This window comes from Enterobacter cloacae complex sp. P12RS (assembly GCF_014895875.1).
Taxonomy (GTDB): domain Bacteria; phylum Pseudomonadota; class Gammaproteobacteria; order Enterobacterales; family Enterobacteriaceae; genus Enterobacter; species Enterobacter bugandensis.
Window position 1 is genome coordinate 80,976 of record NZ_JADBQO010000002.1, and the last position, 13,205, is coordinate 94,180.

The 13,205-nt window shown below is 57.0% G+C and carries 15 protein-coding genes; 6 read left to right on the forward strand and 9 right to left on the reverse strand.

Going from position 1 to position 13,205, the window contains the following annotated elements; all coding sequences use genetic code 11:
* Positions 1 to 128: 128 nt before the first annotated feature.
* Both IM284_RS00775 and IM284_RS00780 read left to right on the forward strand, forming a co-directional pair.
* Complete coding sequence (locus IM284_RS00775) at positions 129 to 653, forward strand: SCP2 domain-containing protein (RefSeq protein WP_028014541.1); 525 nt, start codon at positions 129 to 131, stop codon at positions 651 to 653.
* The gene (locus IM284_RS00780) at positions 647 to 1,150 is read left to right on the forward strand and encodes a GNAT family N-acetyltransferase (protein ID WP_041907900.1); all 504 of its coding nucleotides are present in this window, start codon (positions 647 to 649) and stop codon (positions 1,148 to 1,150) included. The genes IM284_RS00775 and IM284_RS00780 overlap by 7 nt, the downstream gene beginning before the upstream one ends.
* Here IM284_RS00780 and IM284_RS00785 read toward each other — a convergent pair.
* The gene (locus IM284_RS00785) at positions 1,137 to 1,466 is read right to left on the reverse strand and encodes a GIY-YIG nuclease family protein (protein ID WP_045260079.1); all 330 of its coding nucleotides are present in this window, start codon (positions 1,464 to 1,466) and stop codon (positions 1,137 to 1,139) included. The genes IM284_RS00780 and IM284_RS00785 overlap by 14 nt on opposite strands.
* Positions 1,467 to 1,480: 14 nt before the next feature.
* On the opposite strand from IM284_RS00785, the gene IM284_RS00790 reads away from it, so the two are divergent.
* Positions 1,481 to 1,915, forward strand: coding sequence for a YhbP family protein (locus IM284_RS00790; RefSeq protein WP_047364709.1), 435 nt, complete (start codon positions 1,481 to 1,483; stop codon positions 1,913 to 1,915).
* Here the strand turns inward: IM284_RS00790 and IM284_RS00795 are convergent.
* On the reverse strand, positions 1,895 to 2,413 hold the full coding sequence (locus IM284_RS00795) for a type 1 glutamine amidotransferase domain-containing protein (protein WP_028014537.1): 519 nt from the start codon (positions 2,411 to 2,413) through the stop codon (positions 1,895 to 1,897). The two genes, IM284_RS00790 and IM284_RS00795, sit on opposite strands and share 21 nt — an antisense overlap.
* A gap of 128 nt (positions 2,414 to 2,541) precedes the next feature.
* Between IM284_RS00795 and IM284_RS00800 the strand changes: the two genes are divergently transcribed.
* Positions 2,542 to 3,186 carry an NAD(P)H-binding protein gene (locus IM284_RS00800; RefSeq protein WP_041907904.1) on the forward strand — a complete coding sequence of 215 codons (645 nt, stop codon included), beginning with the start codon at positions 2,542 to 2,544 and terminating at the stop codon, positions 3,184 to 3,186.
* Positions 3,187 to 3,226: 40 nt separating this feature from the next.
* Positions 3,227 to 4,264: a permease gene (locus tag IM284_RS00805; RefSeq protein WP_028014535.1), complete on the forward strand. Its 1,038-nt coding sequence runs from the start codon at positions 3,227 to 3,229 to the stop codon at positions 4,262 to 4,264.
* A gap of 49 nt (positions 4,265 to 4,313) precedes the next feature.
* Here IM284_RS00805 and dolP read toward each other — a convergent pair whose 3' ends face one another.
* Genes dolP through IM284_RS00825 form a run of 4 tightly spaced genes read right to left on the reverse strand, consistent with a single transcriptional unit; the run spans position 4,314 to position 8,011 of the window.
* The gene (dolP, locus tag IM284_RS00810; RefSeq protein ID WP_047367060.1) at positions 4,314 to 4,889 is read right to left on the reverse strand and encodes a division/outer membrane stress-associated lipid-binding lipoprotein; all 576 of its coding nucleotides are present in this window, start codon (positions 4,887 to 4,889) and stop codon (positions 4,314 to 4,316) included.
* A 9-nt stretch (positions 4,890 to 4,898) separates the two neighbouring features.
* Positions 4,899 to 5,489 (reverse strand): DnaA initiator-associating protein DiaA, encoded by a 591-nt coding sequence (gene diaA, locus IM284_RS00815; protein WP_003861754.1) that lies wholly within the window; start codon positions 5,487 to 5,489, stop codon positions 4,899 to 4,901.
* Positions 5,490 to 5,510: 21 nt separating this feature from the next.
* On the reverse strand, positions 5,511 to 5,906 hold the full coding sequence (locus IM284_RS00820; RefSeq protein WP_028014533.1) for a YraN family protein: 396 nt from the start codon (positions 5,904 to 5,906) through the stop codon (positions 5,511 to 5,513).
* Positions 5,864 to 8,011 (reverse strand): penicillin-binding protein activator, encoded by a 2,148-nt coding sequence (locus IM284_RS00825; protein WP_047367061.1) that lies wholly within the window; start codon positions 8,009 to 8,011, stop codon positions 5,864 to 5,866. Before IM284_RS00825 ends, IM284_RS00820 begins: the two co-directional genes overlap by 43 nt.
* A 61-nt stretch (positions 8,012 to 8,072) precedes the next feature.
* Here IM284_RS00825 and rsmI point away from each other — a divergent pair, with 61 nt between their 5' ends.
* Entirely contained in the window at positions 8,073 to 8,936 is an 864-nt protein-coding gene (gene rsmI / locus IM284_RS00830) for a 16S rRNA (cytidine(1402)-2'-O)-methyltransferase (protein ID WP_047364705.1), read from the forward strand.
* Positions 8,937 to 9,000: 64 nt separating this feature from the next.
* Here the strand turns inward: rsmI and IM284_RS00835 are convergent, their stop codons facing one another.
* From IM284_RS00835 to IM284_RS00845, 3 genes are read right to left on the reverse strand one after another with little or no spacing between them, the layout of a single operon-like run.
* A complete protein-coding gene (locus IM284_RS00835; protein ID WP_193055697.1) occupies positions 9,001 to 10,890 on the reverse strand; it encodes an enterotoxin in 1,890 nt (629 codons plus the stop codon).
* Positions 10,891 to 10,909: 19 nt separating this feature from the next.
* On the reverse strand, positions 10,910 to 11,782 hold the full coding sequence (gene kbaY / locus IM284_RS00840; protein ID WP_047367063.1) for a tagatose-bisphosphate aldolase subunit KbaY: 873 nt from the start codon (positions 11,780 to 11,782) through the stop codon (positions 10,910 to 10,912).
* A 12-nt stretch (positions 11,783 to 11,794) separates the two neighbouring features.
* The gene (locus tag IM284_RS00845) at positions 11,795 to 12,940 is read right to left on the reverse strand and encodes an SIS domain-containing protein (protein WP_047367064.1); all 1,146 of its coding nucleotides are present in this window, start codon (positions 12,938 to 12,940) and stop codon (positions 11,795 to 11,797) included.
* Positions 12,941 to 13,205 lie beyond the last annotated feature (265 nt).

A 13,205-nucleotide genomic window follows, 5' to 3' on the forward strand; every position in this document is an offset into this window, starting at 1 on the left:
GCAGCTAATGGCGTATTGATGGCACCAATAATGGGGTACGTCCGACGATGGTTTGTTGATTTACGCCGCTATGTTCTGAAACGGATGTGGCAAAATAGCGGGACTATAGCTATCAGGGAGTAAAGCTCGTGCTGGATAAACTGCGTTCACGTCTCGTACAATTCGGTCCATCAATGCTGAGCGTGCCGGTCAGGCTGGCGCCGTTCGCGCTTAAACGCCAGGTGCTGGAGCAGGTCCTGAGCTGGCAGTTCCGTCAGGCGCTGCAGGATGGCGAGCTGGAGTTTCTGGAAGGGCGCTGGTTAAGCATTGAGGTGCGTGACATCGGGCTGCGCTGGTTTACCTCCGTAGAGAACGACCAGCTGATCGTTCGTGAGTCCGCCGAGGCGGACGTGAGCTTTAGCGCCAACGCCAGCGACCTGCTAATGATTGCCGCGCGTAAGCAGGACCCGGACACACTCTTCTTCCAGCGCCGTCTGGTGATTGAGGGCGACACGGAGCTTGGCCTGTACGTTAAGAATTTAATGGATGCCATTGAGCTGGAGCAGATGCCGAAAGCGCTGCGCGTGATGTTGATGCAAATGGCAGATTTTGTTGAGGCGGGGCTGAAATCCCCGCCGGACAGTAAACACACTTCAGTAGGTGAGCCATGCTGATTCGAGTCGAAATAGGGATTGATGCACCGGGTATCGATGCGTTATTACGCCGCTCTTTTGAGAGCGATGCGGAAGCCCAACTGGTCCACGATCTCCGTGAAGACGGCCTGATCACGCTGGGGCTGGTTGCCACCGATGACGAAGGTCAGGTTGTCGGCTATGTTGCCTTCAGCCCGGTGATCGTTCAGGGTGAAGATCTTCAGTGGGTGGGCATGGCACCGCTGGCGGTAGATGAAAACTACCGCGGGCAGGGCCTGGCGCGCCAGCTGGTCTATGAAGGGCTGGACTCGCTGAATGAGTTTGGTTATGCCGCAGTGGTCACGCTGGGCGACCCGGCGTTCTATGGCCGTTTAGGCTTCGAGCAGGCCGCGCATTACGATCTTCGCTGCCGCTGGCCGGGTACCGAATCCGCCTTCCAGGTGCATCGCCTGGCGGATGATGCCCTGAACGGCGTAAATGGTCTGGTGGACTACCACGACCATTTTAATCGCTTTTAATCAGGCTCTCGCGTAGCGCCTCAAAGGAGCCGTCTCCGGTCACGAGGCGCTCCTTCTGGCGCTTCGTTAGCTGCTTAATACGGTACTCCAGCCTGAGTGCCAGCGATCTGTCCCCCACGGCGGCAGAAAAAGCCAGCTGCAGTTCGCCTTTCCCCCGCAGCGCTTTTGCCCCTTTCCCCGTTTGATGTTGTAAAAAACGCCGCGCCACATCGGTGGTGATCCCGGTGTAGAGTGCGTTATCAGCGGTTCGGACAAGATAGAGAAACCAGCACACGGTAAACAGATTCAGTATGTTAAGGTGAACGCACCATAGCATGAGAGAGAACGAAAATGGAAACACTGGCCGCCATTAACCGCTGGCTGGCAAAGCAGCACGTCGTGACCTGGTGCGTATATAGCGAGGGCGAAATGTGGTGCGCCAACGCCTTTTACTACTACGATCCTGAACGCGTCGCTTTTTACGTCATGAGTGAGGACAAAACGCGGCATGCCCAGATGACCGGCCAGCAGGCAAAAGTGGCGGGCACGGTCAACGGCCAGCCCAAAACCGTCGCGCTGATCCGCGGCGTGCAGTTCAAGGGTGAGATTCGTCGTCTGGAAGGTGAAGAAAGCGACGCACAGCGTAAACGCTACACGCGCCGCTTCCCGGTTGCTGCTGCGCTAAAAGCCCCGGTGTGGGAAATCCGCGTTGATGAGCTGAAATTTACCGACAACACCCTGGGCTTTGGCAAGAAGCTTCACTGGCTACGCGCCGAGCAGGCGTAGTGCTTCGCGGTTAAACGCCGGGAGATCGTCCGGGGTCCGGCTGGTGATCAGCTGGTCGTTATCGTTGACCACCTCCTGATCGTAAAACTCGGCCCCTGCGTTTTTCAGATCGATAACGATCGGTTTCACCGCCGTAAGCTTACGCCCGCGGACCACTTCAGCGCTGATCAGCAGCTGCGGGCCGTGGCAGATGGCAAAGACCGGCTTGCCGGTGCCGACGAAGTCACGGGTAAAGGTGACGAAACGCTCGTCCCCGCGCAGGGAATCCGGTGAATGGCCGCCCGGTAACAGCAGGGCGTCGAAATCTGACGGGCTGACGTTATCGATGGACTCATCGATGGTCACGCTGGCTTCGCCCTTGTGGCCCTTCACGGTTTTACCCGCTTCTTTCTCAATGGTGATGACCTCGTGGCCTGCCTTGCGGAATGCCTCAGCTGGCGACGTAAATTCTGAATCTTCAAACTCGTCGGTAATCAAGACTGCGATTTTTTTACCCATGCTTCCTCCGTTGTTTTCGCTTCAGACTGTTTTTTTCCCGTTTGTGGTAAATACTTACCGGTAACAGACTTTTAAGTGTGGTAGAGCAGGTCCAGATCGCAAACGGACAATTCTGTAAAGGGGATAAGATGAGTCAGGTACTGATTACCGGCGCAACCGGGCTGGTGGGTGGACATCTGCTGCGGCTGCTGATCCAGGACCGGCATATCAACTATATTGCCGCCCCGACGCGCCGCCCGCTGTTGGATATCACCGGCGTCTATAACCCGCACGATCCCCAGCTCACCGACGCGCTGGCGCAGGTGCAGGATCCTATAGATATCGCCTTTTGCTGCCTGGGCACGACGCGGCGTGAGGCGGGCAGTAAAGAAGCGTTCATCCATGCGGACTACACGCTGGTGGTGGATACCGCCCTGACGGCGAAAAAGCTGGGGGCAAAACATTTCCTGGTGGTGAGCTCGCACGGCGCCAGCACCGGCTCACCGTTTTTTTACAATCAGGTGAAGGGCAAAATGGAAGAGGCGCTGATTGCGCAGAAGTGGGAGCGCCTGACAATCGTGCGGCCTTCCATGCTGATGGGCCACCGCGACGAACGGCGTTTTAACGAATCCTTCTTCGCCCCGCTGTTTCGTATCCTGCCGGGTAACTGGAAGTCCATCGAGGCGCGGGACGTCGCGCAGGCGATGCTGAAAGAGGCGCTGGCACCGTCGCAGGAGGGCGTCAATATCATCCCTTCGGCAAAACTGCGTGAAATCGCGCAGGGCGAGGCGTAAACTTCTCCGGCTTATTAAATAACACTCTCCGGGGAATGGTATGACTGGTCAGTCTTCATCTCAGGCGGCAACACCTGTCCAATGGTGGAAGCCCGCACTCTTCTTTCTCGTGGTCATCATTGGCCTCTGGTATGTGAAATGGCAGCCGTACTACGGCAAAGCCTTCACCGCTGCCGAAACGCACAGCATCGGTAAATCTATACTCGCTCAGGCTGATGCCAGCCCGCTGAAGGCGGCATGGGATTACGCCATGGTCTACTTCCTGGCGGTGTGGAAAGCTGCCGTCTTAGGGGTAATCCTGGGATCGCTGATTCAGGTACTTATTCCGCGAAACTGGCTGGTGAAAACACTCGGGCAGCCGCGCTTTCAGGGCACGCTGCTGGGGACGATTTTCTCTCTGCCGGGCATGATGTGCTCCTGCTGTGCCGCACCGGTAGCGGCGGGTATGCGCCGCCAGCGCGTATCCATGGGCGGTGCGCTGGCATTCTGGATGGGGAACCCGCTGCTCAACCCGGCGACGCTGGTGTTTATGGGCTTTGTGCTCGGCTGGCATTTTGCCGCTATCCGTCTGGTTGCCGGGCTGCTGACGGTGCTGGTGGTGGCGACGCTGGTACAAAAACTGGTGAAGGATACTGCCGTCGAACCCGCAGCCGTTGAACTGGACGTCAGCGAACCGCAGGGCGGTTTCTTCACTCGCTGGGGTAAGGCGCTGTGGCAGCTTTTCTGGAGCACCATTCCGGTCTATATCCTGGCGGTACTGGTTCTGGGCGCGGCGCGCGTCTGGCTCTTCCCGCATGCGGATGGGGCGATCGACAACACGCTGATGTGGGTGATTGCGATGGCCGTTGCAGGCTGCCTGTTTGTGATCCCCACGGCGGCAGAAATTCCGATTGTCCAGACCATGATGCTGGCCGGTATGGGTACCGCACCGGCGCTGGCGCTGCTTATCACCTTGCCGGCAATCAGCCTGCCGTCGCTCATCATGCTGCGTAAGTCTTTCCCGGCGAAAGCGCTGTGGCTGACGGCGGGGCTGGTGGCGTTGAGCGGAGTGATGGTGGGGAGTATTGCATTGATGTAAAAAAAGCCCGGTGGCGCTCGCGCCTACCGGGCCTTTAGTCAGACGTGGATTACTTAATGTAGGTAAACGCGGTGGTGACGTGCTTCACGCCGCTCACCCGGCTGGCGATATCCGCCGCCGCTTTCCCTTCACGATCGGTCACCAGACCCAGCAGGAACACTTCACCGTTTTCGGTCGTTACTTTTACGTTTGAGGATTTCACCTGGTCTGAACCCAGCAGCTGGGAGCGGACTTTGGTGGTGATCCAGGTGTCAGACGACGCGGTGCCCAGGCTGATTGGCTGACCCTGGCGGATTTCATTGAAGACTTCCGTGGTGCCCTCAACGCCCATTGCGATCTGCTTCGCGCGGCTGGAGAGGTCGGTATTCGGTGCCTGACCCGTCAGCAGGACTTTGCCCTGATAGGCCGTCACGTTGATACGCGCTTCTTTCTTGATTTGTTCGTCTTTCGACAGCGCACTGTTGACCCGCAGCTCCAGCGTACCGTCATCCACCTGCGTTCCCACAGAGCGCGGATCGGTCGCCGCTTTGGTGCCTACTGCGGCAGTACCCACAACGGCCGCAGCAATACATCCCTGAAGCAGTAATGCAGACATAAGGACTGCGAGGGTCGATAAAGCCTTCATAAAAACTCCTTAATCATCCTGGTGAGGGAAAAGCGTGTTATCGATCAAATCGCATAAGCAGTTCACCGTGAGCATATGCATCTCCTGGATACGTGCGCTACGGTGAGACGGAATGCGGATTTCCACATCCTGCGGCCCGAGCAGACCCGCCAGCTCACCGCCGTCATAGCCGGTTAAGGCGACGATGGTCATGTCGCGGGTAACGGCGGCTTCAACGGCTTTGACGATGTCCCGGCTGTTGCCGCGCGTGGAGATCGCCAGCAGCACATCGCCGGCATGCCCCAGGGCGCGCACCTGCTTTGCGTAAATTTCGTCATGCAGACGATCGTTAGCAATCGCTGTTAAGACCACATTATCGGTATTAAGTGCAATGGCAGGTAAACTCGGGCGTTCGGTTTCAAAACGGTTAATCATGCTGGCAGCAAAATGCTGTGCGTTGGCGGCTGAGGTTCCGTTGCCACAACAGAGGATTTTGTTGCCGTTAAGCAGGGATTGCACCAGCGTCATTGCAGCGCGAGAGATCGCGTCCGGAAGGGCTTCCGCCGCGGCAATCTGAGTCTGGATGCTTTCTGTGAAGCACACTTTAATTCTTTCGAGCACGTTATCCCTTTTAAATCTTAATTATGCGTCTTCGCCAAAAGCGTTTTTAAGCCATTCGATCTCATTTCCGGTGAAGGCTATCACATCGAAACGGCAATCCACAGTATCAAAGCTCCCATTATGGCGGGCAAGCCACAAGTGGGCAGTCTGTAATAATTTATGTTGTTTGGCGAGCGTCACGCTGGCGGCAGCACCGCCAAAACGGGAAGACTGTCGAAAGCGGACTTCTACAAACACAATCACCTGACCGTCTTTCATGATCAGATCAATTTCGCCGCCGCGCCCGCGGACGTTGGCGGCGATAAAGCGCAGTCCTTTGCCTTCGAGCCAGCGACGCGCTTTTAACTCCCACGCATCGCCGGTCTCTTTACGGCTTAACTGGCCGGGACGATTTGCCCCTGCTGGTATTTGAGCCATGATAACTTCCTGTTAATCACACAGTCCTGAGTGGCGGTCAGATCGCCGGTGTTGCCGTTAAGCTCAAAGCCTGGCACCTGACGCATCTGGGTAAAGTGGTTTGCCAGCGCCCACGCATCAACACCCATCGCATACAGACGCGCCAGAGAGTAGTCGTTACGTACGGAGCTTAGCGCCTGCTGCATCAGCGCCGGGTTACTGCCCGCCAGCATCGGGATTTCGCTGTACTGCAGGCCGTCCATTTCCAGACGGAAATCCGGGCCTGCAGTGCCCTGTGCGCTGCGGGAGCTGGCGTAGAGCGTTGCGCCGCTCTGGCTGCCGTTACGCATCGCGATCATCGGCTTGATAAAGGCGATCTCCTGCGGCGTGGCAACGATATAGGCCGCATCCACTTTACCACCACCGCTTATCTGCGCGTCGGTTGGCGGGGCAGGGATGGTCAGGCCGCCAATGGTCACGCTCTGCTGCTGCGGCAGGCTGGCGGAAACCGGACTGCCGTTAAGCGCGATACCCGCTCCACCGTTAACGCCCGCACGCAGTTCAGAGACGGAACCGAATTTCTGCTGCAGCACGATGCCGCCGCCCAGCTTCTGCCACTCGTCGGCAAAAGCATTAGCCACGCGATCGCCCAGCGTACTGCGCGGGATCAGCAGCAGCGGGGCCTGTTTACCCTGCTCGTGGATATGACGTGCCGCATCGCGGGCTTCATCTTCCGGAGAAAGTGCGAAGTAGCAAATATTGGCCCGGTTCTGAACCTGTTCCGGCTGGTTGAGCGCCAGTACGTTCAGCGTGGTATTGCTCTTCATCAGCTCTTCCACGTTGTTTTTCAGCAGCGGGCCGACAACGATGCTTGCCCCGTCCTGCTGAACCTGCGCCAGCACCTGGTCAAGCGGCTTCGAACTGGTGTCGTAGATTTTCAATTCAGCGCCCGGGTTGGCGCTGGTAGCTGCCACGGCCTGCGGCTGTGCTGCAGGTTGAGCGGTAGGTTGTGCCGGCTGCTGTTGAGGCTGTTCTGCCGTTGCCTCTGGTGCAGGCATCGCTTGTGCCTCAGCCGGAGCCTGTACTGCCGGTGCGGCAGTCGCTGGTGGGGTTGTCGGTGCGGTAACCGGGTTTTGCATTGTACCCTGCGCCGGGGTTTGTGCGGTGGTCAGGTCACTGGTCTCGGCGGCAGAGGGGCTGACAACGTCGTTCACGTTGGCCGCCTGCGCTGCCTGCACCGGAACCGCACTGCCCGTTACCGGCGTGGTGCCGTTTTTCGCCGCTTCAAAGCCCTGTTGAATCGTACGGCCAAACACTGCTGCCTGGCCATTCAGCGGCAGAAGCAGCGCAATTTTGCTTGTCGACGCAGGCTTAAAGTTCTGCACATTCACCAGCTGGGTTGGCAGCATTTTTGCGCCCGGGTTCTGCGGGTAACGGGTCTGCCAGTCGGTAATACCGGCTTTCAGCATTTTTGGATCGCTGCGGTTGTTAAACCACATCTGCTGCAGATCAAGCCAGCCCTGAAGCACGTTTTCGTCCGCGTTAATGACCAGCGCCTTTGCCTGATCCTGGGTCATCGAGGCAAGCGCCTGCCAGGTGGCATCAATGTTTTTCTGCTTGTCGGCACCGGCGAGCAGCGGCTCCTGGGCAATCAAGGCACGCAGGAGCGTCAGGGAAGGGCGCCCCTGCTCAGCGGTAATGCCCGCCTGCCAGAAGCGCGCCTGCTGGTTTTTATCCAGCGCGCTCAGGTCAATGCTCCCCAGGATCTTTTTCGCGCCATCATAATCTTTCTGCGCGACCTTCAGCTCGGCAGAGAGCAGGCTCTGCTCAAGTTGCTGAGTATCGTTAAGCTCTTTCGGCAGTTGGCCGAACAGCTCGGCAGCCTGCTGGGTTTTGCCCTCTTTCAGCAGTGCACGAATGGCGAGTAATTGCCAGTTGATCCTGGTATCATTTGTACTCTGCGACATTTGTTGCAGATAAAAGCCAGAATCAGCCTGAGCGGAGCCCTGAAGATGGGCGGCGCTCTGGTCAGGTGCCTGGGTGCCACAGCCTGCAAAAATCAGGGCTGCGAGCAGCAGCGGCACGCTGCGCGTGGCTTTTTTTCGAAGAAACGTTAACGGTACCATACTGTATCCAGTGATTTTTTTACGCAATGCTCAATATTAAATCGGCAATACGGACGAAACAATGAAACAACACGAAACGGCAGATAATTCTCAAGGCCAGCTTTATATTGTACCTACTCCTATCGGGAATTTGTCTGATATTACCCAACGTGCGCTGAACGTATTGCAAGCTGTTGATTTAATTGCCGCTGAAGACACCCGACACACCGGTTTACTGCTGCAACATTTCGCGATTAACGCCCGTTTGTTTGCCCTGCACGATCACAATGAGCAACAAAAAGCCGAAACGCTGGTGGCGAAGCTCAAAGAGGGGCAGAACATCGCGCTGGTCTCTGACGCCGGGACGCCGCTGATTAACGATCCTGGCTACCATCTGGTGCGCACCTGTCGCGAAGCCGGGATTCGCGTTGTGCCACTGCCGGGGCCGTGCGCCGCGATTGCTGCATTGAGCGCCGCAGGTCTGCCGTCTGACCGTTTCTGCTATGAAGGCTTCCTCCCTGCCAAATCCAAAGGCCGCCGCGACGTCTTAAAAGAGCTGGAAGCGGAACCGCGCACCCTGATTTTCTACGAATCCACGCACCGCCTGCTGGAAAGCCTGGAAGATATGGTCACCGTCTGGGGCGAATCCCGCTACGTGGTGCTGGCGCGTGAGCTGACCAAAACCTGGGAAACCATTCACGGTGCGCCAGTCGGTGAACTGCTGGCGTGGGTGAAGGAAGACGAAAACCGCCGCAAAGGCGAAATGGTGCTGATTGTCGAAGGGCATAGGGCGGAAGAGGATGCCCTGCCTGCTGATGCGCTGCGCACGCTGGCCTTGCTGCAGGCCGAACTGCCGCTGAAGAAAGCGGCGGCATTAGCAGCAGAGATTCACGGCGTGAAGAAAAATGCGCTGTATAAGTATGCGCTGGAGCAGCAGGGGGAGTAATTTCTGATACTGTTTTGCCGGGTGGCGGCTGCGCCTTACCCGGCCTACAGATTTATTTACTTTTCTATTTCCCAGGCATCGCCTCAAATACCAGCGTTTCCAGCGGCTGCAGCGTAATCACCACCGCGTTTTTGTACTCCTCAGGTACGGTTGAATTACTGCCGTACATCGCTTTGAGACTAAACTTCGCCGCGTCTCCCGTGGGTATTTCGAACTCTTTCGCTAAATCAAGATAGTAGCTTTGCGGCTTGTCCGAGGGGTTACGCAAGCCGAGTATGGCTTTCTCTTTACTCCACGAAGCCCAGCCGTAAACCTGCAGCGCCGTCGGGTCTCCGCCAATCCAGTGCGTATCCACCAGCACGCTGGCATTGTCACGCGACCATTTTGCGGCCTGCGCCAGCGTATCCCACTTCGCCTTGTTCAGCATTGAAGGGGTGATATACAGTTCCTGCAACTGGGTGCCGGTGGCGAAGTAGCTCCAGACCTGATCGGCAAAATCACTGTCCGTTTGCACCTTCTCCAGCCCGTAATAGGCATTCTCAGCGCTGACAATGCCGTGATACATCAGCGAGTTCAGCGGAAACAGCGGGCCTTTGCGCACAATGGAGCGGTACGTTTCGGCATCGCGGTAGGTCATCCACTGCTGCACCGGCGTGCCGGGACCGTACAGGTTGATGTCATCACCCTGACGCCAGATGGAATCCGCATAGAACAGCCAGGACGGACTGGCATTGGTGCCGGTCGTCAGGTTGATAAACAGATTCGGGTTGGCGCTGCGCATGTTATGCAGCAGAGCGATGGAGGCGTCAAAATCCGAGGCGAACGGGCTGCCCGGGATATGCGCGTTGGCATTACCCATCCCGTCCAGCTTGAACGAGGTAATGTGCTCGTTTTTGATAAGCTTAACGATCTGCTCATTGAAGTTTTTAAAGTAGTTAGGCCCTGACAGAGCCAGCTTCCCGTCGACGGTTTCGAACCCATACTCTTTTGCATGCGAGACGCGAACGTCGCGCGGTTTGTTATACCCTCCCCACGGTGAAAGCCACAGTCCGACCGAGCTGTGCAGGCTGTCGGCTTTTTCCCGTACCTTGCCAAAACCGTTGCCGAATGCCGGGCCAAACAGCCAGCGCCCGGTCAGGTCGTCCCAGCCATCGTCCAGCAGGAAGGCGTCCAGCGCCACGCCGCGTCCGGCGATAAATTCCTTATTCCATTCATCCATCCGCCCCAGCACGTCCTGTTCGGAATAGGGGGTAAAGAAGCCAATATCCATCCAGCTGTTGTAGTGCAGGTAGGGCTTATACGGACGCGGACGCACGGTATTAATAAACTGGTTTACGCTGCGGCGCAGCTGGCTGGTTTCCGGGAAAGTGCCGAAATACGTGGTATAGCTGACCGGCGTTGCGGGCTGAATCGGCGTTTTTAACTCTACGTTGAGGTTGGTCGTCGCTTCATAGGCGTAGGTGTTAACGATGGGCTTGTCCGGGAGAATAAAGAACGAGTCCGCGACAATCGGCGAGCTGTTGATCGCCCCGTCAACGTAAGGTGCCTGCGTCTGTTTTTTCGTCGGGAAGAAGGTGATTTTTGCCACGTCACGCGGCTGACTTACCGCCGCGAGGGTGTAATCGATGCTGGCGTATTTATCTTTCACCAGGTTGAGCTTTACCGTCACGTTAAAATCCGGACGCGAAAAGTCGATGACAATGGCGCTGTCCTGCTTTTCGACGTGCTTGATTTTGAAATCAGCGGTGTGGATTTTGGTTTTGTCCGGCAGCGTCAGAAAGAACAGTTCCTGCGGGGTGATGGGGTGGTTGGCCTTTTTGTCAGTTACCACCACCGTTGAATTGGCGTCATCAAAGGACAGGGCAATCTTGTCGTTAGTGAGCGTGTAGTTCGCTGCCATCGCGCCATGGGAAACGCACAGGGCAAGCATTGAGAGGGTGAGCACTTTTTTCATTAAAGTAAGATCCTCTTTGTTATGCTTCTGCCGGAAGACGCAGACGGTTAGCCGAACCGCAAACGGCGATCTTGCTTCGGACCACCTCTTTCATGGCGTCCATCCCAACGCGCATGTAGAAGCGCGGATCGTTGCCCTGCGGGTTCTCGGCAAACCAGGCTTTGACCGCATCAGAGAAGGCGATTTTCAACTCGGTTGCGACATTAACTTTGCACACGCCCAGTTCAATAGTGCGGCGCACATCATCATCCGGAACATCGCTCGCACCGTGCAGCACCAGCGGAACCGCTACCACCTCGCGGATCTCAGCCAGGCGCTGGAAGTCAATTTTGGGGCGTTTGGTATAGAGGCCGTGTGCAGTGCCGATGGCAACGGCGAGGCTGTCCACGCCGGTCAGCTCAACGAAGCGTTTCGCCTCCTGCGGGTCGGTCAGGAATGCGCTTTCGGCGTCGACGCTCATGTCATCTTCAACCCCCCCCAGACGGCCCAGTTCCGCCTCAACGCTACAGTCGTTGAGGTGGCAAAAATCGACCACCGATTTCACCAGCTTCACGTTTTCTTCAAAGGGATAGTGGCTACCGTCGATCATTGCGCTGCGTACGCCGGCATGTACCTTGCGACGAATGTCATCCAGCGATTCGTGATGATCGAGATGCAGCGCCAGCGGCATGTCGTAGCTGAGGGAGTATGCGCTGCACAGAGCGTAGATCTCCTCCAGCGCAATGTGTTTAAAAGTACCCGGCGTCCCGGCGAGGATCACCGGCGATCGCATTTCGCTGCACACTTCGAGGATCGCCTGGATCGTCTCGGCGTTATGGATGTTAAAGGCCGGAACGGCATAGCCCTTTGTCTGCGCGTCCTGCAAAAGATATTTGGTCGAAATAATAGTCATAATACGATCCTCTTAAGCCTGCCACGGATGAATAACCACGCCCTGTACCACACGGTTGACCGTTCCGCTGGCGGATGGTGTGTCCGGCGTGTTGCCAACATGCAGAGACTGGGTTAGCGCAAAGACCTGGGCGTAGATCAGGAAGCAGAACGCCTGCTCCATATCGTTGAACGGACGGGAAGGCGGCAGCAGGATATGCGGCCCCGCTTCAATGGCTGGATCGTTTTCGGCGGCGATGGCGACCACGCGCATGGCCTGACGATCGCGGCGCAGCTCGGCCAGCAGATCCAGATCGTACTGACGCGTATACGGATGGCTGGAGATAAACACCACCACCAGCGTTTCGTTATCCACCAGTGACTTAGGCCCGTGACGAAAGCCCGTTGGTGAATCGTAGAATGCCGCCAGCTTGCCCGCGGTCAGCTCCAGCACCTTCAGCGCAGACTCGCGCGCCGCTCCCTGCAGACCGCCGCTTCCCAGATACACAACGCGTTTCCACGGTTCGTTGCCAAAGACGCCCTCGCTGAAATCCCCGAGCGAGGTGAGGATCGCCTGGCAGCGATCGGCTACGTCCCGGAAGCTTTGGCTGCCGATCGTTTCTGGTGCGAATACGGCCAGACAGCTCGCCATCATGGTGGTAATGCTGCTGGTCATCGCGAACCCGCGATCGTGCGTTTCGGCTGGCATCAGCAGGGCAAAGGCGTTATCGCTCTCGACGGCGTTCTGGTACAGGCTTCCCGCCTCGTTGCAGGTGATCGACAGGTGGTAGCACTCGGGCACGAACCGGTTCGCCAGCTCAACGGCGGCGACGCTCTCTGGACTGTTGCCGGAGCGGGCAAAAGAGACCAGCAGCAGAGGGTGTGCCGGGCTGAAGTAATCCATCGGGTTGGTGACCAGATCGGTTGTCGGTATGGCGGAGACGTTTTTACCGGTGTGGCTCGCAAGCCAGGGGGCAATTATCTCGCCAATAAACGCGGAGGTGCCCGCGCCGGTGAGGACGATCCGCAGGTCTCGCTTACGCAGCAGCGGCGTCAGGAAACCGTCAATCGAGGTGCGCAGATTATCGATGTTGTTGAGTGAGCGGATCCAGCAGGCAGGCTGCTGACGGATCTCTTTTTCGGTCCAGGTGCCGGTTGTGGCGGCGGTGGTTTGTTGCATAACTCAGTCCTTAGTCGTGTGAATTCCACATCAGACGCTGGCAAACGTGTCGCTATCTTTCGTTTCGTTTCACTTATTCACATTAGCAGTTAAACAAAATCTATAGGAAAGAAATCGAAAGTTCAATAATGGAAAAGGAATAAAACGAAAAGTGTGATCGTGAAAGGAAAGGGTAAAGCCAAGGAAAGGAAAAGAACGGCCTTACGATTTGATGCCGTAAGGCCGCCGGGACACGCAATGTAAACTACGAAGGTGAACGCTGTGA

Coding starts and splice junctions, on each gene's coding strand:
- IM284_RS00785 (WP_045260079.1), bottom strand. CDS start 1,466: ATGCTATGGTGCGTTCACCTTAACATACTGAATCTGTTTACCGTGTGC.
- IM284_RS00790 (WP_047364709.1), top strand. CDS start 1,481: ATGGAAACACTGGCCGCCATTAACCGCTGGCTGGCAAAGCAGCACGTC.
- IM284_RS00825 (WP_047367061.1), bottom strand. CDS start 8,011: ATGGTACCGTTAACGTTTCTTCGAAAAAAAGCCACGCGCAGCGTGCCG.
- IM284_RS00800 (WP_041907904.1), top strand. CDS start 2,542: ATGAGTCAGGTACTGATTACCGGCGCAACCGGGCTGGTGGGTGGACAT.
- IM284_RS00820 (WP_028014533.1), bottom strand. CDS start 5,906: ATGGCTCAAATACCAGCAGGGGCAAATCGTCCCGGCCAGTTAAGCCGT.
- dolP (WP_047367060.1), bottom strand. CDS start 4,889: ATGAAGGCTTTATCGACCCTCGCAGTCCTTATGTCTGCATTACTGCTT.
- rsmI (WP_047364705.1), top strand. CDS start 8,073: ATGAAACAACACGAAACGGCAGATAATTCTCAAGGCCAGCTTTATATT.
- IM284_RS00835 (WP_193055697.1), bottom strand. CDS start 10,890: ATGAAAAAAGTGCTCACCCTCTCAATGCTTGCCCTGTGCGTTTCCCAT.
- IM284_RS00845 (WP_047367064.1), bottom strand. CDS start 12,940: ATGCAACAAACCACCGCCGCCACAACCGGCACCTGGACCGAAAAAGAG.
- kbaY (WP_047367063.1), bottom strand. CDS start 11,782: ATGACTATTATTTCGACCAAATATCTTTTGCAGGACGCGCAGACAAAG.
- IM284_RS00780 (WP_041907900.1), top strand. CDS start 647: ATGCTGATTCGAGTCGAAATAGGGATTGATGCACCGGGTATCGATGCG.
- IM284_RS00805 (WP_028014535.1), top strand. CDS start 3,227: ATGACTGGTCAGTCTTCATCTCAGGCGGCAACACCTGTCCAATGGTGG.
- IM284_RS00795 (WP_028014537.1), bottom strand. CDS start 2,413: ATGGGTAAAAAAATCGCAGTCTTGATTACCGACGAGTTTGAAGATTCA.